The following is a 21,563-nucleotide window of genomic DNA, read 5'->3' as shown; positions in this document are numbered from 1 at the left end:
GCATGAAGATCAAGAAGGGTGACCTGGTTCAGGTCATCACCGGCAAGGACCGCGGCAAGCAGGGCAAGGTCATTCAGGCCATGCCCGCCGAGAACAAGGTCCTCGTCGAGGGTGTGAACCGGGTCAAGAAGCACACCAAGCCCGGCCAGGGCACCGCCGGTGGCATCATCACCGTCGAGGCCCCGGTGCACGTCTCCAACGTGCAGCTGGTCGTGGAGAAGGACGGCAAGAAGGTCGTCACTCGCGTTGGTTACCGCTTCGATGACGAGGGCAACAAGATCCGCGTTGCCAAGCGAACCGGTGAGGACATCTGATGTCTGAGACGACCATCGAGAACGTTGAGAAGGTGGCCCCCCGCCTCAAGGCGCGTTACAACGCCGAGATCAAGGGCCAGCTGCAGGAGGAGTTCTCCTACGAGAACGTCATGCTGATCCCCGGCCTGGTCAAGGTCGTGGTCAACATGGGTGTGGGCGAGGCCGCCCGCGACTCCAAGCTGATCGAGGGCGCGATCCGCGACCTCACCGCCATCACCGGCCAGAAGCCGGCGGTGACGAAGGCTCGCAAGTCCATCGCGCAGTTCAAGCTGCGTGAGGGCCAGCCGATCGGCACCCACGTCACCCTCCGTGGTGACCGCATGTGGGAGTTCCTGGACCGTCTGGTGTCGCTGGCGCTGCCGCGTATCCGCGACTTCCGTGGTCTCTCCCCGAAGCAGTTCGACGGCCGTGGCAACTACACGTTCGGTCTGACCGAGCAGGTCATGTTCCACGAGATCGACCAGGACAAGGTCGACCGTCAGCGCGGTATGGACATCACCGTCGTGACCACCGCTCAGACCGACGACGAGGGCCGGGCGCTCCTGCGCGCTCTGGGCTTCCCGTTCAAGGAGGCGTGAGCCAATGGCGAAGAAGTCCCTCATCGCGAAGTCCGAGCGTAAGCCGAAGTTCGGCGTCCGGGCCTACACCCGGTGCCAGCGCTGCGGCCGTCCGCACTCGGTGTACCGCAAGTTCGGCCTCTGCCGTGTGTGCCTCCGTGAGATGGCGCACCGCGGCGAGCTGCCGGGCGTGACCAAGAGCTCCTGGTAGTCCCAGAGCGCTTGGGTTCCACAGCGACGCAGACGGCGCCCGACCCCACCACTTTTGGGTTCCAGTTCCGGATCCCGTAAGGTAGTGGGGTCGGGCCCCCTGCCGTGGCATTCCCTATGAATGTCCGCGGCCCTCTTGGAGGGCTCGCACCCAGTCTTACTAACGCCGCAGGTCCCCTGCGTCTGTGCCCCTGCCGAACTCCTCGCGGAGTGCGGCGGGGGGACCTGGCGCGGAGAAACCACGGCGAGAGAGGCCTGAGGCCATCATGACCATGACCGACCCCATCGCAGACATGCTCACGCGTCTGCGTAACGCGAACTCGGCGTACCACGACACCGTGGCGATGCCGGCTAGCAAGATCAAGTCGCACGTCGCGCAGATCCTGCAGCAGGAGGGTTACATCTCCAGCTGGAAGGTCGAGGAGCCGCAGGAGGGCGAGGTCGGCAAGAAGCTGACCATCGAGCTCAAGTTCGGCCCCAACCGCGAGCGCTCGATCGCTGGTATCAAGCGCATCAGCAAGCCGGGCCTGCGGGTCTACGCAAAGTCCACCAACCTGCCGAAGGTGCTCGGCGGCCTGGGCGTGGCGATCATCTCCACGTCCTCGGGTCTCCTCACCGACAAGCAGGCCGCCAAGAAGGGCGTAGGCGGAGAAGTTCTCGCCTACGTCTGGTAATTCGGGAAACGGAGGTACAGCAATGTCGCGTATTGGACGGCTGCCCATCCCGGTTCCCGCCGGCGTGGACGTCACCATCGATGGCCAGACGGTCGGTGTGAAGGGTCCCAAGGGCTCCCTCGCGCACGTCGTCGCCGAGCCGATCGAGATCAGCAAGGACGAGACCGGCACCCTGGTCGTCTCGCGCCCGAACGACGAGCGTCAGTCGAAGGCCCTGCACGGCCTGACCCGCACGCTGGTGGCGAACATGATCACCGGCGTGACCGCGGGCTACCGCAAGTCGCTGGAGATCAGCGGTGTTGGTTACCGTGTCGCAGCGAAGGGCTCCGCCATGGAGTTCCAGCTCGGCTACAGCCACCCGATCCTGATCGAGGCCCCGGAGGGCATCTCCTTCGTGGTCGAGTCGCCCACCAAGTTCCACGTGGACGGGATCGACAAGCAGCTGGTCGGCGAGGTTTCGGCCAAGATCCGCAAGCTGCGCAAGCCCGACCCGTACAAGGCCAAGGGCGTCAAGTACGCGGGCGAGGTCATCCGCCGCAAGGTCGGAAAGAGTGGTAAGTAAGCGATGAGCGTCTCTGTCAAGATCGGCAAGGGCAACGCCTACAAGCCCTCCGCCCGTAAGCGCCGCGCGATTCGCGTTCGCAAGCGCGTCGTCGGCACCGAGGTGCGTCCGCGCCTCGTTGTGACGCGCTCGAACCGTCACATGGTCGCCCAGGTCATCGACGACGCCAAGGGTCACACCCTGGCGTCGGCGTCCACCCTCGACGTGTCCATCAAGGGCACCGAGGGCGACAAGACCGAGCTGGCCAAGAAGGTCGGGAGCCTGGTCGCCGAGCGCGCCAAGGCCGCCGGCATCGAGTCGGTCGTCTTCGACCGCGCGGGCAACCGGTACGCCGGCCGCATCGCCGCCCTGGCGGACGCGGCCCGTGAGGCCGGGCTCGACTTCTAAGCCGCTCGTCGGCTCAGTCGACGGACGTAATCGAGAGAGGTAATTCCAATGGCTGGACCCCAGCGCCGCGGTAGCGGCGCCGGCGGCGGCACCGGTGGCGAGCGGCGCGACCGTAAGCGTGATGGTCAGGGCAACGCCCCGGTCGTCGAGAAGACCGCTTACGTCGAGCGCGTTGTCGCGATCAACCGTGTCGCCAAGGTTGTCAAGGGTGGTCGTCGTTTCAGCTTCACCGCGCTGGTCGTGGTGGGCGACGGTGACGGCACCGTGGGTGTCGGTTACGGGAAGGCGAAGGAGGTTCCGGCCGCCATCGCCAAGGGTGTTGAGGAGGCCAAGAAGAACTTCTTCAAGGTCCCCCGTATCCAGGGCACCATCCCGCACCCGATCCAGGGCGAGAAGGCCGCCGGCGTCGTGCTCCTGAAGCCGGCTTCCCCCGGTACCGGTGTTATCGCCGGTGGCCCGGTGCGTGCCGTCCTGGAGTGCGCCGGCGTTCACGACATCCTGTCGAAGTCGCTCGGCTCGGACAACGCGATCAACATCGTGCACGCCACGGTGGCCGCTCTGAAGGGCCTCGTGCGCCCCGAGGAGATCGCCGCCCGTCGTGGTCTGCCGCTCGAGGACGTGGCCCCGGCCGCCCTGCTGCGCGCTCGCGCCGCCGGCACCGCTGCCGCGACCGCTGGGGCGGGTGCCTGATGGCTCGCCTGAAGATCACGCAGACCAAGTCCTACATCGGCAGCAAGCAGAACCACCGCGAGACGCTGCGCTCGCTGGGTCTGAAGCGCATGCACGATGTGGTCGTCAAGGAGGACCGTCCCGAGATCCGCGGGATGGCCCAGACCGTGCGTCACCTCGTCACGGTCGAGGAGGTGGACTGAGATGGCTGACTCGCCGATCAAGATCCACAACCTGCGTCCCGCCCCCGGCGCCAAGACCGACAAGATCCGTGTCGGTCGTGGTGAGGCGTCCAAGGGTAAGACCGCCGGTCGTGGCACCAAGGGCACCAAGGCCCGCTACCAGGTTCCGCAGCGCTTCGAGGGTGGCCAGATGCCCCTCCACATGCGCCTGCCGAAGCTGAAGGGCTTCAAGAACCCCTTCAAGATCACCTTCCAGGTGGTCAACCTCGACAAGCTGGCCGAGCTCTACCCGCAGGGTGGCGAGGTCACGGTCGAGGGTCTCGTCGAGAAGGGCGCGGTTCGCAAGAACTCGCTCGTCAAGGTGCTCGGCACCGGCGAGATCTCGGTCGCGCTGCAGGTCTCGGTGGACGCCGTCTCCGGCTCCGCCGCCGAGAAGATCAAGGCCGCCGGCGGCACCGTCACCGAGCTCATCTGAGCCCGCTGACGACTCGCCGACGAGCAGCAGCAGTAGCTGACTGACGTCAGGTCGGATTCGGAGCCCCGTCCCTCTTTCGAGGGGCGGGGCTCCGGTCGTTTATGTGGTCATCGGCACGACTTTGGCGCTCAAGCCAGGCCAAAACCGGGCATCTGGGCGCCCCTTGGGCAACCCCCTGCTCCGTGCGCTTCTTCGGAGTGGCTGCGCACTGTTAGAGTCCGTGGAGTTCCCTTGTAGCCTCCCCCCGGCTGCGCGGAGCAGGACCAACCTCAACTCCCATCATCAGGACCGACCCTCCCGCCGACGACGCGCGGGAGGCGCAGGAGGCACCGTGCTCAGTGCGTTCGCGCGGGCGTTCAAGACGCCCGACCTGCGCAAGAAGCTGCTGTTCACGCTGGGCATCATGGTGCTGTTCCGGATGGGTGCGCACGTCCCCGTCCCCGGCGTCAACTTCAAAGCCGTGAACGAGTGCGTCAAGCAGAGCAACAGCGGCCTCTTCGGCCTCGTCAACCTGTTCAGCGGCGGCGCGCTGCTGCAGTTGACGATTTTTGCGCTCGGCATCATGCCGTACATCACCGCCAGCATCATCCTCCAGCTGCTGACCGTCGTGATCCCGCGGCTGGAAGCGCTGAAGAAGGAGGGGCAGGCCGGCACCACGAAGATCACCCAGTACACCCGGTACCTGACCATCGCGCTGGCGATCCTGCAGGGCACCGGCATCGTGGCGACCGCGTCCAACGGCGCGCTCTTCTCCACCTGTGCCGTGGGCAACCAGGTCGTGCCGGACACCTCGGTGTTCCGGATCGCCACCATGGTCATCACCATGACCGCCGGTACCACGATGATCATGTGGCTCGGTGAGCTGATCACCGACCGCGGCATCGGCAACGGCATGTCGATCCTGATCTTCACCTCGATCGCCTCCGGCTTCCCCGGGAACCTCTGGTCGATCAAGAAGGCCGGCAAGATCGGTGGCGGCTGGGTCGACTTCTTCGCGGTCCTCGCGGTCGGCGTGGTCGTGGTGGTGCTGGTCATCTTCGTCGAGCAGGCCCAACGGCGGATCCCGGTCCAGTACGCCAAGCGCATGATCGGGCGGCGGGCCTTCGGCGGCACGTCGACCTACATCCCGCTCAAGGTGAACCAGGCCGGTGTCATCCCGGTCATCTTCGCCTCCTCGCTGCTGTACATCCCGGCCTTGGTCGCTCAGCTGACCAGCAGCAAGGCCGGCTGGGCGATCTGGATCCAGAACAACTTCACCAAGGGCGACCACCCCATCTACATGGTCACGTACTTCGTGCTGATCGTGTTCTTCGCCTTCTTCTACGTCGCGATCTCCTTCAACCCCGAGGAAGTTGCGGACAATATGAAGAAGTATGGTGGCTTCATCCCGGGCATCCGGGCCGGTCGCCCGACGGCCGAATACCTGAACTACGTGCTGACCCGCATCACCTGGCCGGGTTCGCTCTACCTGGGCCTCATCGCGCTGATCCCGATGATCGGCCTGGTCGCCCTCAACGCGAGCACCACGATCCCGTTCGGTGGCACCAGCATCCTCATCATCGTCGGCGTCGGACTCGAAACTGTGAAGCAGATCGAGAGCCAGCTCCAGCAGCGTAATTACGAAGGGTTCCTCCGCTGATGCGTATCGTCCTCGTCGGACCTCCCGGGGCCGGGAAGGGTACTCAGGCGCACGTGCTCGCCAAGACCCTGTCCATTCCCCACATCTCGACCGGTGACCTGTTCCGGGCCAACATCAGCCAGAGCACCCCGCTGGGGCTCGAGGCGAAGGGCTACATGGACAAGGGTCAGCTCGTACCGGACGAGGTAACCATCGGGATGGCCAAGGACCGCCTCCTCCAGCCGGACACCGCGCAGGGCTTCCTGCTCGACGGCTTCCCGCGCAACCTGGCCCAGGCCAAGGCGCTGGACGAGCACCTCACCGCCGAGGGCATCACCCTGGACGGCGTGCTCGACCTGGAGGTCCCCGAGGACGAGGTGGTGAAGCGGATCGCCGGTCGCCGGCTCTGCCGCAACAACGGCGCCCACGTCTACCACGTGGACTACAACCCGCCGGCCGCCGAGGGCGTCTGCGACGAGTGCGGCGGCGAGCTGTACCAGCGCTCGGACGACACCGAGGACGCGGTCCGTACCCGGCTCGAGGTCTACCACACGGAGACCGAGCCGATCATCGAGTACTACGTCAAGCAGAGGCTGGTCACCACCATCTCGGCGCTCGGCAAGGTCGACGAGGTGACCCGGCGCGCGGTGGACGCGCTGCAGGCCCGCGCTCAGGGCTGAGAACAGGGCTTTCCCCCACACGGCCGCGGTACCCGCTCACCGGGTACCGCGGCCGTGTTGCTCTGTGGTCAGCCGCGGGGTCGTACCGTGGGGGAGTGGAACCGCCGCCCGGCAAGGACCGGGTGGCCGACATACCGACGAAAGGCACTGGCCAGATGGTGGAGATCAAGACCCCCGAGCAGATCGCGAAGATGCGAGCGGCCGGGCTGGTCGTCGCCGAGGCGCTCAAGGCCTGCCGCGAGGCGGTCGCCCCCGGGGTGAGCACCCAGGAGCTCAACGACATCGCGGCCAAGGTGATCGCCGACCACGGCGCCACCTCCAACTTCCGGGCCCACCACGGCGGCCTCTGGTTCCCCGGGGTGATCTGCGCCTCGGTCAACAACGAGGTGGTGCACGGCATCCCCGGCGAGCGGGTGCTGGCCGAGGGCGACATCATCTCGATCGACTGCGGTGCGATCATCGACGGTTGGCACGGCGACGCGGCGATCACCGTGCCGGTCGGCGAGGTCCGCCCCGAGGTCGCGATGCTCAGCCAGGTGACCGAGGGCTCGATGTGGGCCGGCATCGCCCAGATGAAGAAGAGCAACCGCCTGGTCGACGTCTCCAAGGCGATCGAGGGCTTCATCCGGCGCCAGCCGCTGCCGCCCAAGGGCAAGTGGGGCATCACCGAGGGCTACGGCGGCCACGGCATCGGCACCGCCATGCACATGGAGCCGCACGTGCTGAACTACGTCGAGCGCGGCCGTGGCAAGGGTCCCAAGCTGGTCCCCGGCACGGTGCTGGCGATCGAGCCGATGGTCTCGCTGGGCACCCCGCACACCGCGGTCCTGGAGGACGACTGGACGGTCGTCACCAACGACGGCACCTGGGCCGCGCACTGGGAGCACTCGGTGGCCGTCACCGAGCAGGGCCCGCTGGTGCTCACCGCCTTCGACGGCGGCAAGGCACAGCTCGCGGCCCTCGGTGTGACCGCGGCGCCGGATCCCTTGGGTTAACACGGCCGCTGGGCTGAACCGGTATCGTGCTGCCTTCAGCGGCAGGCGAAATCGGACAATAGGGGTAACAAGTGCTCAAGGGCTTTCGCGACTTCATGATGCGCGGCAACGTCATCGACATGGGCGTCGGCATCGTGATCGGGTCGGCGTTCACCGCGGTGGTCACCGGGTTCGTGAAGGCGTTCCTCACGCCGCTGGTGGGCGTGGTGCTGGGTGCGGCCGGCGACTTCAGCTCGCGCACCTTCACCGCGGCCCACGTGACCTTCCCGTACGGGCAGTTCCTGAACGTGCTGATCGCGTTCGTGCTGACCGCCGCGGTGCTGTACTTCTGCGTGGTGCTGCCGGTGACCCGGGCCACCGCCCGGTACCTGCCGAAGAAGCCGAAGGTCGCGGTGCGCCCCTGCCCGGAGTGCCTGACCGAGATCCCGCAGGCGGCCAGCCGCTGCTCGGCCTGCACCGCGCAGGTCCAGCCGTTCGCCGTCGCGGCGCAGCACTGACCCGTTTTGGTCGCTGAGCGGACGGTGGCGTAGGATGGACCGTCGGCTCACTCGTAGCGTGCTTCAGCACGCCCTCTTCCCTCTCAGGGGCGGGGTGAACCCAGGTTCGCACGAGCGTGCCGCATACGGTAGCCGGTCCCGGAAGGTGGATCTCGTAGTTCATGGCAAAGAAGCAAGGCGCCATTGAGATCGAGGGCACCGTGATCGAGTCTCTCCCGAACGCGATGTTCAAGGTTGAGCTGCAGAACGGTCACAAGGTCCTCGCGCACATCAGCGGCAAGATGCGGATGCACTACATCCGAATCCTGCCGGATGACCGCGTCGTCGTGGAGCTGAGCCCCTACGACCTGACTCGCGGACGCATCGTCTACCGCTACAAGTAGTTCCATTGCTCGCCCCGCGAGGGGCGGGACCGTCAGATCTAGACCCGGAGGACCAGAACATGAAGGTCAAGCCGAGCGTCAAGAAGATCTGCGACAAGTGCAAGGTGATCCGCCGCCACGGCCGGGTCATGGTGATCTGCGACAACCTGCGCCACAAGCAGCGCCAGGGCTGATCCTCCCCAGCATTTCTCGTAGTACCTTCGCGCGACGCGCACAGTCATACACGGGCTGCCCGATCCGTCCCCAGGGACGGACTGCCACCCCCGGTCAGAGGCCGGGGCTCTCTCTGTGTGAACAGATGGAGTGGCGGCTCGTAAGACCTCTGAAGAACCACAGGAGCCATGAATGGCACGCCTCGCCGGCGTTGATCTCCCCCGCGAGAAGCGGATCGAGATCGCCCTCACGTACGTCTACGGCATCGGCCGTACCCGCGCCCAGCAGACGCTGGCCGAGACGGGCGTGAACCCCGACATCCGCGTTCGCGACATCTCCGAAGACGACCTCGTCAAGCTGGGCAAGTGGATCGAGGCCAACTACCGCGTCGAGGGTGACCTCCGCCGCGAGGTCGCCGCCGACATCCGCCGCAAGGTCGAGATCGGCTGCTACGAGGGTCTGCGTCACCGCCGTGGCCTGCCCGTCCGCGGTCAGCGCACCCACACCAACGCGCGTACCCGCAAGGGCCCGCGTCGCGCGATTGCCGGCAAGAAGAAGCCGGGCAAGAAGTAGTCCGCCCGTTAACCGGACATCCCTCCGGCCCGCGGGTTAGCGGACCGACCACCTCAGTAGGAGAAACAGACTTATGCCCCCCAAGGGTCGTCAGGCTGCCGGCGCGAAGAAGATCCGCCGCAAGGAAAAGAAGAACGTCGCTCACGGCCACGCGCACATCAAGAGCACGTTCAACAACACCATCGTTTCGATCACCGACCCCGCGGGCAACGTGATCTCCTGGGCCTCCGCCGGCCACGTGGGCTTCAAGGGCTCGCGCAAGTCCACCCCGTTCGCCGCGCAGATGGCCGCCGAGGCCGCCGCGCGTCGTGCGCAGGAGCACGGCATGCGCAAGGTCGACGTCTTCGTCAAGGGTCCGGGCTCCGGCCGTGAGACCGCGATCCGCTCGCTCCAGGCCACCGGCCTGGAGGTGGGTTCGATCCAGGACGTCACCCCCACCCCGCACAACGGCTGCCGTCCGCCGAAGCGTCGCCGCGTCTGACGCGTCGCCTTCGGGCAGACCTGCTTCACCACCGCGTACGGGGTCTCGTTTCCATCGGGACCCCGTACGCTGGTCTTGTTCGGCATCAAATAGTGGGTGCCGAGTACAACTGGAGGATCTGAAAACATGCTGATCGCTCAGCGCCCCTCGCTGACCGAAGAGGTTGTCGACGAGTACCGCTCGCGGTTCGTCATCGAGCCGCTGGAGCCGGGCTTCGGCTACACCCTCGGCAACTCGCTTCGCCGCACCCTCCTCTCCTCGATCCCCGGTGCCGCTGTCACCAGCATCCGGGTCGACGGTGTCCTGCACGAGTTCACCACCGTGCCGGGCGTCAAGGAGGATGTCACCGACCTCATCCTGAACATCAAGCAGCTGGTCGTCTCCTCGGAGCACGACGAGCCGGTCGTGATGTACCTGCGCAAGCAGGGCCCCGGTGTGGTCACCGCCGCCGACATCGCGCCGCCGGCCGGTGTCGAGGTGCACAACCCCGAGCTGGTCCTGGCCACGCTGAACGGCAAGGGCAAGCTGGAGATGGAGCTGACCGTCGAGCGCGGTCGCGGCTACGTCTCCGCCGTGCAGAACAAGGCTTCCGGCCAGGAGATCGGCCGGATCCCGGTCGACTCGATCTACAGCCCCGTGCTGAAGGTCACCTACAAGGTCGAGGCCACCCGTGTCGAGCAGCGGACCGACTTCGACAAGCTGATCGTCGACGTCGAGACCAAGCCCGCCATGCGCCCGCGTGACGCCATGGCCTCGGCCGGCAAGACCCTGGTGGAGCTGTTCGGCCTCGCTCGCGAGCTGAACATCGACGCCGAGGGCATCGACATGGGCCCGTCCCCGACGGACGCCGCCCTGGCCGCCGACCTGGCGCTGCCGATCGAGGAGCTGGAGCTCACCGTTCGGTCGTACAACTGCCTCAAGCGCGAGGGCATCCACACCGTGGGTGAGCTCGTCGCCCGCTCCGAGGCCGACCTGCTCGACATCCGCAACTTTGGTGCGAAGTCGATCGACGAGGTCAAGGCGAAGCTGGCCGGCATGGGCCTGGCCCTCAAGGACAGCCCGCCCGGATTCGACCCGACCGCCGCCGCCGACGCCTTCGGCGCCGACGACCTGGACGACGCGGGTTACGCGGAGACCGAGCAGTACTGATGAGTTTGCGGTGGGGGCGACTCCCAGCGGGTCGCCCCCACCTCAATGCAATGAACTAAGCCGTCCGGGCAACTGCGCCCGGCCGCCCGTTCCGGTACCTGATACGGCCGGAGTCGGAGATTCAAGGAGCTACCATGCCCCGTCCCGCGAAGGGTGCCCGCCTCGGTGGCGGCCCGCACCACGAGCCGCTGCTGCTCGCCGGCCTGTGCCGTGAGCTGTTCCAGTACGGCCGCATCACCACGACCGAGGCCAAGGCCCGTCGGATGCGCCCGCTGGCGGAGAAGCTGATCACCAAGGCGAAGGTCGGCGACATCCACAACCGTCGCATCGTCCGCAAGACGATCACCGACGTCGCGGTGCTGCACACCCTCTTCACCGAGATCGCGCCGCGCTACGAGAACCGCCCCGGTGGTTACACCCGCATCACCAAGATCGGTCCCCGTCGTGGCGACAACGCCCCGATGGCCGTGATCGAGCTGGTCGAGGCGCTGACCGTCTCGCAGACCGCCGTTGGTGAGGCCGAGGCCGCCACCAAGCGCGCCGTCAAGGAGACTGCTGCTGAGGCGGACGCCGCCGCCGTTGTCGCCGACGAGACCCCGGCCGACGCCGCTCCGGCGGACGAGGCCGAGCAGGCCTGAAGCCTGTAGGTGTATCAACGGGCCCGTTTTCCCGCTTCGGCGGGGGAGCGGGCCCGTTCCTTTTGCGACGGAGGTATGTGTGGTGAACGACTGCGCCGAGCAGCCGCCGGTGAAGGACGGCCCGGCCGAGGGCCGCGTCCGGATCCGACTCGATCTGGCCTACCACGGCGCCGAGTTCTCCGGCTGGGCGCGCCAGCGGGGGCGGCGCACGGTGCAGGAGGAGATCGAGAGCGCGCTGCAGATCGTCACCCGCAGCCCGGAGCTGTTCCCGCTCACCGTCGCCGGGCGCACCGACGCGGGGGTGCACGCGCGCGGGCAGGTGGCGCACGTCGACCTGCCGGACGAGGTGTGGGCGGCGCACGGCGAGAAGCTGCTGCGGCGCCTGGCCGGGCGGCTGCCGGCGGATGTCCGGATCTACCGGGTGAGCGAGGCGCCGGCCGGGTTCGACGCGCGGTTCGCGGCGATCTGGCGGCGGTACGCGTACCGGGTGGCCGACCACCCGGGTGGCGTCGATCCGCTGCTGCGCGGCCATGTGCTCTGGCACGACCGACCGTTGGACATCGAGAAGATGAACGAGGCGGCGCGGCTGCTGCTCGGCGAACACGACTTCGCGGCGTACTGCAAGAAGCGCGAGGGCGCCACCACCATCCGCACGCTGCTCGAACTGCACTGGGACCGGGTGCCGATGGACCCGTACGCGGCCCAGGAGGGCTCGCTGGCGGTGGCCACGGTGCGGGCCGACGCGTTCTGCCACAACATGGTGCGCGCGCTGGTCGGCGCGATGCTGCTGGTCGGGGACGGGCACCGGCCGGCGGAGTTCCCCGGCGAGGTGCTGCGCGGTGGCGTGCGCAACAGCGCGGTCAACGTGATCCGGCCCTACGGGCTGACCCTGGAGGAGGTCGGCTACCCGGCCGACGACCAGCTCGCCGAGCGCAACCGGCTGGCCCGGCGGATGCGGACGCTGCCGGGCCAGGGCTAATCCATTTGGTGGGTTCACGCGAGCACTGCACAATTTCTGCTCATGGGACACGTCGAGATTTCGCACCTTGAGTACTACCTGCCGGACGGGCGGGTGCTGTTCGACGACGCGTCCTTCCGGGTCGGCGAGGGCGCCGCGGTCGCGCTGGTGGGCGCGAACGGGGCCGGCAAGACCACGCTGCTGCGCATGATCGCCGGGGACACCCAGCCGCACGGCGGCACGGTGACGGTCTCCGGCGGGCTCGGCGTGATGCGCCAGTTCGTCGGGACCACCGGGCGCGAGGACCTGCGCGAGACGCCCGGCGCACTGCCGCCGGACGCCTCGGTGCGCGATCTGCTGGTCTCGGTGGCCCCGGCGCGGATCGCGGTGGCCGCCAAGGCGGTGGACGCCGCCGAGCTGGCGATGATGGCCCAGGACGACGAGAAGTCGCAGATGGCGTACGCCCAGGCGCTCTCCGACTGGGCGGACGCCGGTGGCTACGACTACGAGACCGACTGGGACGTCTGCACCATGGCGGCCCTCGGGATGCCCTTCGACCGGGCCCAGTTCCGCGGCCTGAACACGCTCTCCGGCGGCGAGCAGAAGCGCCTGGTCCTGGAGTGCCTGCTGCGCGGCCCGGACGAGGTGCTGCTGCTCGACGAGCCCGACAACTACCTGGACGTGCCGGGCAAGCGCTGGCTGGAGGAGGCCATCAAGGCCAGCTCCAAGACCGTGCTGTACATCTCGCACGACCGCGAACTGCTCTCCCGCACCGCCGACAAGATCATCAGCGTCGAGTCCGGCTTCGGTGGCGGCGGCAGCAGCGTCTGGGTGCACGGCGGCGGCTTCGACTCCTTCCACGAGGCCCGCAAGGAGCGCTTCGCGCGCTTCGAGGAGCTCGGCCGCCGCTGGGACGAGGAGCACGCCAAGCTCAAGAAGCTGGTGGTCACGCTGCGCCAGGCGGCCTCGGTCAGCCACGCGCTGGCCACCCGCTACGCCGCCGCGCAGACCCGGCTGAAGAAGTTCGAGGAGGCCGGCCGCCCGGAGGAGCCGCCCCGCGAGCAGAACATCACCATGCGCCTCAAGGGCGGCCGCACCGGCGTGCGGGCGCTCACCCTGCAGAACCTGGAGCTCACCGGGCTGATGCAGCCCTTCGACCTGGAGGTCTACTACGGCCAGCGGGTCGCGGTGCTCGGCTCCAACGGCTCCGGCAAGTCGCACTTCCTGCGGCTGCTGGCCGGCGACGAGTCGGTGAAGCACAGCGGCAGCTGGAAGCTGGGTGCCCGGGTGGTGCCGGGCCACTTCCGCCAGACCCACGCCCACCCCGAGCTGTTCGGGCGCACGGTGCGCTCGATCGTCGAGGAGGAGCACGCGCTCAGCCGGGGCGCCGCGATGGGAGCCCTGCGCCGCTACGAGCTGGAGAAGCAGGAGGAGCAGAAGTTCGAGTCGCTCTCCGGTGGCCAGCAGGCCCGCCTGATGATCCTCAAGCTGGAACTCTCCGGCGTCACCGCGCTGCTGCTGGACGAGCCGACCGACAACCTGGACCTGGACAGCGCCGAGGCGCTGCAGGAGGGGCTGGAGGCGTTCGACGGCACGGTGCTCTGCGTGACCCACGACCGCTGGTTCGCCAAGACCTTCGACCGCTTCCTGGTCTTCGGTGCCGACGGCCGGGTCTACGAGTCGCCGGAGCCGGTCTGGGACGAGGCGCGGGTCCGCCGCGAGCGCTGACGGACCGGCACGGGTTTGGAGCTCGCACCCGGTAGCGGGTATTGTGGGCCCTTGTTGTGCGTATTGGCTCGCTCCATCTCACGTGAGAGGTCGGTACGCCGGAGACACCAGGCCGATGACCAGCGGCTCCCCTTGAATTGCGTCCAAGTGGATCCAGGCTGATCTCTCGTTCAGGTGCTCCTGTCAGGACTCACTCACTGAAAAGCGAAGGCTACGACCGTGCGTACGTACAGCCCCAAGCCCGGCGACGTCCAGCGTCAGTGGCACGTCATCGACGCGACCGACGTCGTGCTCGGCCGCCTGGCCTCCCAGGCCGCCAACCTCCTGCGGGGCAAGCACAAGGCGATCTACGCGCCGCACGTTGACACTGGTGACTTCGTCATCATCATCAACGCCGACAAGGTGCACCTGTCCGGTAACAAGAAGACCCAGAAGCTGGCCTACCGCCACTCGGGCTTCCCGGGCGGTCTGCGCTCGGTGCGCTACGACGACCTGCTGGACAAGAACCCCGAGAAGGCCGTCGAGAAGGCCATCAAGGGCATGATCCCCAAGAACAGCCTGGGCCGTCAGATGCTCTCCAAGCTGAAGGTCTACTCGGGCGACCAGCACCCGCACGCTGCCCAGCAGCCGGTGCCGTTCGAGATCACCCAGGTCGCGCAGTAATCCCGGCCACCAAGCCCCTTAACTAAGAAAAGCTGAGGAACATCGTGGCCGAGAACGCTGCCATCGAGACCCCCCTGGACATCGAGGTCGACGAGGAGTACACCGAGTACACCTCCGAGGACACCGAGTCGTACTCCACCGAGTCGCTGGCCGGCCGCTTCAGCGAGGCCGTCCCCGGCGCCGGCCTCGGCCGTCGCAAGGAGGCGATCGCCCGCGTGCGCATCGTCCCCGGCACCGGCGTGTGGAAGATCAACGGTCGCACCCTGGAGAACTACTTCCCCAACAAGGTGCACCAGCAGACCGTGAACGAGCCCTTCAAGCTCCTTGAGCTGGACGGCCGTTACGACGTCATCGCGCGCATCGCGGGCGGCGGCGTCTCCGGTCAGGCCTACGCGCTGCGCCTCGGCGTCGCCCGTGCCCTGAACGAGGCCGACGTGGACAACAACCGCGCCGCCCTCAAGAAGGCCGGCTTCCTGATGCGTGACGCCCGCGCCGTCGAGCGCAAGAAGGCCGGTCTCAAGAAGGCCCGCAAGGCCCCGCAGTACAGCAAGCGCTAGTCACCCCCCGGGGTGTGTGCCGCCCTTGGTGCGCACCCCGCAGGCGGGACCCACGCCCCGGAGCACTTCATGTGCCCCGGGGCGTTGTGCTCCCTGGACCGGTCAGGCGGCCAGGGAACTCATCCCCACCGGCGGTCCTCCCTCAGGCCGTCCGGTGGCCGGCAACAAAGGACGGGACTGTGGCACGACTCTTCGGTACTGACGGCGTACGCGGTGTGGCAAACATCGGACTGACCGCCGAGTTGGCGCTGGGCCTGTCGATGGCGGCGGCGCACGTGCTCGGTGACGCGGGCGACCTGGGCGGTCGGCGCCCGGTGGCGGTGGTCGGCCGTGACCCGCGTGCCTCGGGCGAGTTCCTGGAGGCGGCGGTGATCGCCGGGCTGGCCGGCTCGGGCGTGGACGTGCTGCGGGTCGGCGTGCTGCCCACCCCGGCGGTGGCGTACCTGACCGGTGCGCTCGGCGCGGACTTCGGCGTGATGCTCTCGGCCAGCCACAACGCGATGCCCGACAACGGCATCAAGTTCCTGGCCCGCGGCGGCCACAAGCTGGACGACGCGATCGAGGACGCGATCGAGACCGACTACCGCCACTACCTGTCGGGCGCCGAGCCGATCCGGCAGCGCCCCACCGGCAGCGTGGTCGGCCGGGTGCACGAGTACACCGAGGGCGTCGACAAGTACGTGGCCCACCTGATCGGCGTGCTGCCCAACCGGCTGGACGGCATCAAGGTGGTCATCGACGGCGCGCACGGCGCGGCCGCCCGGGTGGCCCCCGAGGCCTTCGCCCGGGCCGGTGCCGAGGTGGTCTACACGCTGGGCACCGAGCCGACCGGCCTGAACATCAACGACGGCGTCGGCTCCACCCACCTGGGCGGGCTGTGCCAGGCGATGCGCGAGCACCGGGCCGACCTGGGCATCGCGCTGGACGGCGACGCCGACCGCTGCCTGGCCGCCGACACCGAGGGCAACGAGGTGGACGGCGACCAGATCATCGCGATCCTGGCGGTGGCCATGCGCGAGGCCGGCACGCTGCGCGGCAACACCGCGGTCGGCACCGTGATGGCCAACCTGGGCTTCAAGCTGGCCATGGAGCGCGAGGGCATCGCCCTGGTCGAGACGGCGGTGGGGGACCGCTACGTGCTGGAGGCGATGAAGGAGCACGGCTACGCGCTGGGCGGCGAGCAGTCCGGCCACGTGATCCTGCTGGACCACGCGACCACCGGCGACGGCACCCTGACCGGCCTGATGCTGGGCGCCCGACTGGCCGCCACCAAGCAGCCGCTGGCCGACCTGGCCGCCGTGATGACCCGGCTGCCGCAGGTGCTGATCAACGTCAAGGGTGTGGACAAGAGCCGGGTGGCCGACAGTGCCGAGCTGACCGCGGCTGTTGCCGCGGCTGCGGCCGAACTCGGCAGCACCGGACGGGTGTTGCTGCGCCCGTCCGGCACCGAGCCGCTGGTGAGGGTGATGGTCGAGGCCGCCGACCACGACCAGGCCGAGGCGGTGGCCGGGAAGCTGGCCGCCGTCGTCCGCGAGCAGCTCGCGATCTGACGGCGGCTCAAGTCCCGCTGCTCCGAGCCCCGCTGGGGCTCAGAGCTTGCGCAGAAGGGCGCGACGGACCTTGTGGTCGGCGCCCTTCTGCAGGATCAGGGTGGCCCGCCCCCGGGTCGGCAGCACGTTCTCCAGCAGGTTGGGCTTGTTGATGGTGCGCCAGACCTGGCGGCCGTACTCCATCGCCTCCTCCTCCGGCACCTCGGTGAACCGGCGGAAGTAGGAGCTGGGGTCGAGGAAGGCGGTGTCCCGCAGCTTCTTGAAGCGGGACAGGTACCAGTTCTCGATGTCGTCGGTGCGGGCGTCCACGTAGATCGAGAAGTCGAAGTAGTCGGCCACCGCGAGCCGGGTGCGGCCGTCGGTGCCGGGCAGCGCGGGCTGCAGCACGTTCAGGCCCTCGACGATCAGGATGTCCGGGCGCTGCACCACCAGCCGCTCGCCCGGCACGATGTCGTAGACCAGGTGCGAGTACACCGGGGCCGAGACCTGCTGCTTGCCCGCCTTCACGTCCGCCACGAAGCGCATCAGGGCCCGGCGGTCGTAGGACTCGGGGAAGCCCTTACGGGCCATCAGGCCGCGCCGGCGCAGCTCCTCGTTGGGCAGCAGGAAGCCGTCGGTGGTGACCAGTTCGACCCGGGGGTGCTCGGGCCAGCGGGCCAGCAGCGCCTGCAGCAGGCGGGCGGTGGTGGACTTGCCGACCGCCACCGAGCCGGCCACCCCGATGATGAACGGGGTGCGGGTGCGCTCGGTGTCCGGGGTGTCCAGGAAGGTGCCCAGTGCCCCGCGCAGTTCGTGGGTGGCGTGGATGTAGAGGTTGAGCAGCCGGGACAGCGGCAGGTAGACGTCACGGACCTCGTCCAGGTCCAGTGCTGTGCCGAGGCCGCGTAGTTGCTCCACCTCGGCCGCGCTCAGCGGCAGGGGAGTGCGGTCGCGCAGGGCGCTCCACTCGGCCCGGGACAGATCGACGTACGGGGACGGCGACGGGCTGGGCGTCGAGGGTGCGCCCTGGCTACAGAGTTCGGTCAGCACATGGTCCATTGTGGGCCGTCCGGGGGTGGGCGGGCGCTGTGGTGTCGGTCACCAGCTGTTGCCCCAAGGGTGGCCCTAGCGAAACACAAGGACGGCTTTCGCTCAGGAAGCGCCCTTATGATGAAACATATGTGCGGAATTGTTGGTTACGTGGGCTTCCAGCCCGCGCTCGACGTAGTGATCGCAGGGCTGCAGCGCCTGGAGTACCGAGGGTACGACTCGGCGGGCGTGGCCATCCAGACGGCGGGCTCCTCCGGGCAGTGGAGTCTCGCCACCGACAAGCGGGCCGGAAAGCTCGTCAACCTTGAGAAGTCGCTCGCGGAGACCCCTCTTCCCGGCGGCACCACCGGCATCGGCCACACCCGCTGGGCCACCCACGGCGGACCCACCGACGCCAACGCCCACCCCCACCTGGACGACCGCCGCGAGGTCGCGGTGGTCCACAACGGGATCATCGAGAACTTCGCCCAGCTCACCGCCGAGCTGGTCGAGCGCGGCCACACGCTGCGCTCGGAGACCGACACCGAGGTGGTCGCGCACCTGCTGGCCGAGGCCTACGACGGCGACCTGGCCGAGGCGATGCGGACCGTCTGCCGCCGGCTGGACGGCGCCTTCACCCTGGTGGCGGTGCACGCGGACGCGCCCGGCGTGGTGGTCGGCGCCCGGCGCAACTCGCCGCTGGTGGTCGGGCGCGGCCAGGGCGAGAACTTCCTCGCCTCGGACGTCTCCGCCTTCATCGCGCACACCCGCGAGGCGATCGAGCTGGGCCAGGACCAGGTGGTCGAACTGCGCGCCGACGCGGTGACCGTGACGGACTTTCACGGCGAGCCGGTCGAGGTCCGCGAGTACCACGTGGACTGGGACGCCTCGGCCGCCGAGAAGGGCGGCTACGACTACTTCATGCTCAAGGAGATCGCCGAGCAGCCGAAGGCCGTCGCCGACACCCTGCTCGGCCGGATCGGCACCGACGGGCGGCTGACCCTGGACGAGCTGCGGATCCCGGACTCGGTGCTGCGCGAGGTCGACAAGGTCGTCATCGTGGCCTGCGGCACCGCCTTCCACGCCGGCATGATCGCCAAGTACGCGATCGAGCACTGGACCCGGATCCCCTGCGAGGTCGAGGTCGCCTCCGAGTTCCGCTACCGGGACCCGATCCTCGACGACCGCACGCTGGTGATCGCGATCTCGCAGTCCGGCGAGACCATGGACACCCTGATGGCCCTGCGGCACGCCCGCGAGCAGGGCGCCCGGGTGCTGGCGATCTGCAACACCAACGGCTCGACCATCCCGCGCGAGTCGGACGCGGTGCTCTACACCCACGCCGGACCCGAGGTGGCGGTCGCCTCCACCAAGGCCTTCCTCACCCAGCTGGTCGCCTGCTACCTGGTCGCGCTCTACCTGGGCCAGGTGCGCGGCACCAAGTGGGGTGACGAGATCTCGGCGGTGATCCAGGAGCTGTCCGACGCGCCGAAGCAGCTCGAGCAGGTGCTGCAGACCATGGAGCCGGTGCGTGAGCTGGCCCGCTCGCTGGCCGACGCCCGCTCGGTGCTCTTCCTGGGCCGGCACGTCGGGTTCCCGGTGGCGCTGGAGGGCGCGCTCAAGCTCAAGGAGCTGGCGTACATGCACGCCGAGGGCTTCGCGGCGGGCGAGCTGAAGCACGGACCGATCGCGCTGATCGAGGAGGGGCTGCCGGTGGTCGTGGTGGTGCCCTCGCCGCGCGGGCGGTCGATCCTGCACGACAAGATCGTCTCCAACATCCAGGAGATCCGCGCCCGTGGCGCCCGGACCATCGTGATCGCCGAGGAGGGCGACGAGGCCGTGGTCCCGTACGCCGACCACCTGATCTCGATCCCGGTCACCCCGACGCTGCTCCAGCCGCTGGTCTCCACCGTGCCGCTGCAGGTCTTCGCCTGCGAGCTGGCCACCGCCAAGGGGCACGAGGTGGACCAGCCGCGGAACCTGGCGAAGTCGGTGACGGTCGAGTAGCTCCGGGTATCGTCGGCGAGGTGATCATCGGAGTAGGTATCGACGTCGCCTCGATCGACCGCTTCGCCGAGGCCCTGCTGCGTACGCCGGCCCTGGGCGAGCGTCTCTTCACCGCGGCCGAGCGCCTGCTGCCTTCGGGCCAGCAGCGCTCGGTCGCCTCGTTGGCGGCCCGCTTCGCGGCCAAGGAGGCGCTGGCCAAGGCGCTCGGCGCGCCCGGCGGCCTGGAGTGGCACCACGCCGAGGTGCGCAGCGAGGCCTCGGGCCGCCCGATCCTGCACGTCACCGGCACGGTGGCGGAGCGCGCGGCGCAGCTCGGGGTGCGGTCCTGGCACCTGTCGCTGAGTCACGACGCCGGTGTGGCCTCGGCGGTGGTCATCGCCGAGGGGTAGTTTCACCGGTATGCGCCTAGCTCACACCGTCGCACAGGTCCGGGCCGCCGAAGCCGAACTGGCCGGGCAGCCACTGATGGACCGGGCGGTGGCCGGCCTCGCCGCCACCTGCGCCCGGCTGCTGACCCGCCGACGCGGCCGGGTCTACGGGAGCCGGGTGCTGGTGCTCGCCGGCAGCGGCGACAACGGCGGCGACGCGCTCTTCGCCGGCGCCCGGCTGGCCCGGCGCGGGGCGGCGGTCACCGCGGTGCTGCTCAGCCCCGAGCGGGCGCACCAGGGCGGCCTGGCCGCGCTGCGGGCGACGGGCAGCCAGGTGACCACGGACCAGGAAGTCGGCCTGGCCGACTTCCGCCGCGCCGACCTGATCCTGGACGGCATCGTCGGGATCGGCGGCAGCGGGGGGCTGCGGCCGGCCGCCGAGCCGTACGCGCGCGAGCCGCGCCGGGGCGTGCTGGTCGCGGTGGACCTGCCGAGCGGGGTGGACGCCGACACCGGGGAGGTCGGCGGGACGGCGCTGCGCGCCGATCTCACGGTCACCTTCGGCACCCACAAGCCCGGCCTGCTGATCGATCCGGGGGCCGAGTACGCGGGGCCGGTGCAGCTGGTGCCGATCGGCCTGCGCCCGCCCGCCGCGCCCGTCGAGGCCCTGCAGCACGCCGAGCTGGCCGCGCTGCTGCCCCGGCCCGGCGCGGAGAGCGACAAGTACCGGCGCGGCGTGGTCGGCGTGCTGGCCGGCTCCGAGCGCTACCCGGGCGCGGCGCTGCTGGTCGTCGCCGGGGCGCTGCACGGCGGCGCCGGTGCCATCCGCTACCAGGGCCGCCCCGCCGAGGAGGTGGTCCGCCGCCACCCCGAGGTGCTGCTCACCACGGGCCGGGTGCAGTCCTGGGTGGTCGGTCCGGGCTCCGGCGACGACACCGCCGAGGCGCTGGACGACGCGCTGGCCAGTGAGGTGCCGGTGCTGGTGGATGCCGACGCCCTGACCGAGCTGGCCCGGCGCGGCCCGCGGGAGCTGGCCGGGCGGCGGGCGCCCACCCTGCTCACCCCGCACGCCGGCGAGGCCGCCCGGCTGCTCGGCGGCGGGGTGACGGCCGATCAGGTGGCCGCCGCCCGGCTGCGGCACGCCCGCGCGCTGGCCGACCGCTACGGGGCCACCGTGCTGCTCAAGGGCTCGACCACGGTGGTCGCCCGCCCGGACGGCACCGCACGGGTGAACTCCACCGGCACCGCCTGGCTGGCCACCGCCGGCAGCGGCGACGTGCTTGCGGGCCTGGCCGGCGCGCTGCTCGCCGCCGGCCTGCCGCCGTTCGACGCCGCGCCCGCCGCCGCCTACCTGCACGGCCTGGCCGGCCGGCTGGCGGCGGGCGAACCGCAGGGCGCGCCGATCTCCGCGAGCGAGCTGGCCGCCGCCCTGCCGGCCGCCTGGCGCGACGTGGCGCAGGGGGGTCAGGCAGTGCCCAGGAAAGGTCTGGGAGACTGAACCCGATGACAACTGCGAAGACGACCGGG

28 protein-coding genes are annotated in these 21,563 nt (G+C 69.2%); 27 read left to right on the top strand and 1 reads right to left on the bottom strand.

Features of this window, described 5'->3' with window-relative positions; all coding sequences use genetic code 11:
• Nucleotides 1–2: 2 nt before the first annotated feature.
• From rplX to glmM, 24 genes are all read left to right on the top strand, one after another.
• Entirely contained in the window at nt 3–314 is a 312-nt protein-coding gene (rplX, locus tag OG403_RS15605; protein WP_035853973.1) for a 50S ribosomal protein L24, read from the top strand.
• On the top strand, nt 314–892 hold the full coding sequence (gene rplE, locus OG403_RS15600) for a 50S ribosomal protein L5 (RefSeq protein WP_280692202.1): 579 nt from the start codon (nt 314–316) through the stop codon (nt 890–892). The genes rplX and rplE overlap by 1 nt, the downstream gene beginning before the upstream one ends.
• A 4-nt stretch (nt 893–896) precedes the next feature.
• Nucleotides 897–1,082: a type Z 30S ribosomal protein S14 gene (locus tag OG403_RS15595; protein WP_030055830.1), complete on the top strand. Its 186-nt coding sequence runs from the start codon at nt 897–899 to the stop codon at nt 1,080–1,082.
• A 265-nt stretch (nt 1,083–1,347) separates the two neighbouring features.
• The gene (gene rpsH, locus OG403_RS15590; protein WP_184937226.1) at nt 1,348–1,755 is read left to right on the top strand and encodes a 30S ribosomal protein S8; all 408 of its coding nucleotides are present in this window, start codon (nt 1,348–1,350) and stop codon (nt 1,753–1,755) included.
• Between the two features lie 22 nt (nt 1,756–1,777).
• The gene (rplF, locus tag OG403_RS15585) at nt 1,778–2,317 is read left to right on the top strand and encodes a 50S ribosomal protein L6 (protein WP_329564851.1); all 540 of its coding nucleotides are present in this window, start codon (nt 1,778–1,780) and stop codon (nt 2,315–2,317) included.
• Nucleotides 2,318–2,320: 3 nt separating this feature from the next.
• Nucleotides 2,321–2,704 carry a 50S ribosomal protein L18 gene (rplR, locus tag OG403_RS15580; RefSeq protein ID WP_280692204.1) on the top strand — a complete coding sequence of 128 codons (384 nt, stop codon included), beginning with the start codon at nt 2,321–2,323 and terminating at the stop codon, nt 2,702–2,704.
• Nucleotides 2,705–2,752: 48 nt separating this feature from the next.
• Complete coding sequence (rpsE, locus tag OG403_RS15575; protein ID WP_329564850.1) at nt 2,753–3,394, top strand: 30S ribosomal protein S5; 642 nt, start codon at nt 2,753–2,755, stop codon at nt 3,392–3,394.
• Nucleotides 3,394–3,576: a 50S ribosomal protein L30 gene (gene rpmD, locus OG403_RS15570; protein WP_030300409.1), complete on the top strand. Its 183-nt coding sequence runs from the start codon at nt 3,394–3,396 to the stop codon at nt 3,574–3,576. Before rpsE ends, rpmD begins: the two co-directional genes overlap by 1 nt.
• Before the next feature lies 1 nt (nt 3,577).
• Nucleotides 3,578–4,030 carry a 50S ribosomal protein L15 gene (gene rplO, locus OG403_RS15565; protein WP_329564849.1) on the top strand — a complete coding sequence of 151 codons (453 nt, stop codon included), beginning with the start codon at nt 3,578–3,580 and terminating at the stop codon, nt 4,028–4,030.
• 331 nt (nt 4,031–4,361) lie between these two features.
• Nucleotides 4,362–5,669, top strand: coding sequence for a preprotein translocase subunit SecY (gene secY, locus OG403_RS15560; RefSeq protein ID WP_329564848.1), 1,308 nt, complete (start codon nt 4,362–4,364; stop codon nt 5,667–5,669).
• A complete protein-coding gene (locus OG403_RS15555) occupies nt 5,669–6,328 on the top strand; it encodes an adenylate kinase (protein WP_329564847.1) in 660 nt (219 codons plus the stop codon). Before secY ends, OG403_RS15555 begins: the two co-directional genes overlap by 1 nt.
• Nucleotides 6,329–6,483: 155 nt before the next feature.
• Nucleotides 6,484–7,323: a type I methionyl aminopeptidase gene (gene map / locus OG403_RS15550; protein ID WP_329572321.1), complete on the top strand. Its 840-nt coding sequence runs from the start codon at nt 6,484–6,486 to the stop codon at nt 7,321–7,323.
• Nucleotides 7,324–7,394: 71 nt separating this feature from the next.
• On the top strand, nt 7,395–7,820 hold the full coding sequence (gene mscL, locus OG403_RS15545; RefSeq protein WP_329564846.1) for a large conductance mechanosensitive channel protein MscL: 426 nt from the start codon (nt 7,395–7,397) through the stop codon (nt 7,818–7,820).
• 161 nt (nt 7,821–7,981) lie between these two features.
• The gene (infA, locus tag OG403_RS15540) at nt 7,982–8,203 is read left to right on the top strand and encodes a translation initiation factor IF-1 (protein ID WP_003956442.1); all 222 of its coding nucleotides are present in this window, start codon (nt 7,982–7,984) and stop codon (nt 8,201–8,203) included.
• A 59-nt stretch (nt 8,204–8,262) separates the two neighbouring features.
• Nucleotides 8,263–8,376 carry a 50S ribosomal protein L36 gene (gene rpmJ / locus OG403_RS15535; protein WP_003956441.1) on the top strand — a complete coding sequence of 38 codons (114 nt, stop codon included), beginning with the start codon at nt 8,263–8,265 and terminating at the stop codon, nt 8,374–8,376.
• 172 nt (nt 8,377–8,548) lie between these two features.
• On the top strand, nt 8,549–8,929 hold the full coding sequence (rpsM, locus tag OG403_RS15530; RefSeq protein WP_280692217.1) for a 30S ribosomal protein S13: 381 nt from the start codon (nt 8,549–8,551) through the stop codon (nt 8,927–8,929).
• A 73-nt stretch (nt 8,930–9,002) separates the two neighbouring features.
• Entirely contained in the window at nt 9,003–9,410 is a 408-nt protein-coding gene (rpsK, locus tag OG403_RS15525) for a 30S ribosomal protein S11 (protein ID WP_030232513.1), read from the top strand.
• Between the two features lie 126 nt (nt 9,411–9,536).
• Nucleotides 9,537–10,559 (top strand): DNA-directed RNA polymerase subunit alpha, encoded by a 1,023-nt coding sequence (locus tag OG403_RS15520; RefSeq protein WP_035800873.1) that lies wholly within the window; start codon nt 9,537–9,539, stop codon nt 10,557–10,559.
• Between the two features lie 134 nt (nt 10,560–10,693).
• Nucleotides 10,694–11,197, top strand: coding sequence for a 50S ribosomal protein L17 (gene rplQ, locus OG403_RS15515; RefSeq protein WP_329564845.1), 504 nt, complete (start codon nt 10,694–10,696; stop codon nt 11,195–11,197).
• A 79-nt stretch (nt 11,198–11,276) separates the two neighbouring features.
• Nucleotides 11,277–12,176 carry a tRNA pseudouridine(38-40) synthase TruA gene (gene truA, locus OG403_RS15510; protein ID WP_329564844.1) on the top strand — a complete coding sequence of 300 codons (900 nt, stop codon included), beginning with the start codon at nt 11,277–11,279 and terminating at the stop codon, nt 12,174–12,176.
• Nucleotides 12,177–12,218: 42 nt separating this feature from the next.
• Nucleotides 12,219–13,883, top strand: coding sequence for an ABC-F family ATP-binding cassette domain-containing protein (locus tag OG403_RS15505; RefSeq protein ID WP_329564843.1), 1,665 nt, complete (start codon nt 12,219–12,221; stop codon nt 13,881–13,883).
• A gap of 219 nt (nt 13,884–14,102) precedes the next feature.
• Nucleotides 14,103–14,546 carry a 50S ribosomal protein L13 gene (gene rplM / locus OG403_RS15500; RefSeq protein WP_035848207.1) on the top strand — a complete coding sequence of 148 codons (444 nt, stop codon included), beginning with the start codon at nt 14,103–14,105 and terminating at the stop codon, nt 14,544–14,546.
• Between the two features lie 74 nt (nt 14,547–14,620).
• Nucleotides 14,621–15,103, top strand: coding sequence for a 30S ribosomal protein S9 (rpsI, locus tag OG403_RS15495; protein ID WP_442911068.1), 483 nt, complete (start codon nt 14,621–14,623; stop codon nt 15,101–15,103).
• 179 nt (nt 15,104–15,282) lie between these two features.
• The gene (glmM, locus tag OG403_RS15490; RefSeq protein WP_329564841.1) at nt 15,283–16,653 is read left to right on the top strand and encodes a phosphoglucosamine mutase; all 1,371 of its coding nucleotides are present in this window, start codon (nt 15,283–15,285) and stop codon (nt 16,651–16,653) included.
• A 39-nt stretch (nt 16,654–16,692) separates the two neighbouring features.
• Here glmM and coaA read toward each other — a convergent pair whose 3' ends face one another.
• The gene (gene coaA, locus OG403_RS15485) at nt 16,693–17,691 is read right to left on the bottom strand and encodes a type I pantothenate kinase (RefSeq protein WP_329564840.1); all 999 of its coding nucleotides are present in this window, start codon (nt 17,689–17,691) and stop codon (nt 16,693–16,695) included.
• Between the two features lie 120 nt (nt 17,692–17,811).
• Between coaA and glmS the strand changes: the two genes are divergently transcribed.
• Genes glmS through OG403_RS15470 form a run of 3 tightly spaced genes read left to right on the top strand, consistent with a single transcriptional unit; the run spans nt 17,812 to nt 21,534 of the window.
• Nucleotides 17,812–19,668 carry a glutamine--fructose-6-phosphate transaminase (isomerizing) gene (glmS, locus tag OG403_RS15480; RefSeq protein ID WP_329564839.1) on the top strand — a complete coding sequence of 619 codons (1,857 nt, stop codon included), beginning with the start codon at nt 17,812–17,814 and terminating at the stop codon, nt 19,666–19,668.
• Between the two features lie 20 nt (nt 19,669–19,688).
• Nucleotides 19,689–20,057, top strand: coding sequence for a holo-ACP synthase (locus tag OG403_RS15475; protein WP_329564838.1), 369 nt, complete (start codon nt 19,689–19,691; stop codon nt 20,055–20,057).
• Nucleotides 20,058–20,067: 10 nt separating this feature from the next.
• Complete coding sequence (locus OG403_RS15470) at nt 20,068–21,534, top strand: NAD(P)H-hydrate dehydratase (protein ID WP_329564837.1); 1,467 nt, start codon at nt 20,068–20,070, stop codon at nt 21,532–21,534.
• Nucleotides 21,535–21,563 lie beyond the last annotated feature (29 nt).

The organism is Kitasatospora sp. NBC_01266, from assembly GCF_036242395.1.
In the GTDB taxonomy this organism is placed as follows: Bacteria; Actinomycetota; Actinomycetes; order Streptomycetales; family Streptomycetaceae; genus Kitasatospora.
The sequence above is the reverse complement of the archived record's forward strand: the minus strand, read 5'-3'. Positions and strand labels throughout refer to the sequence as shown.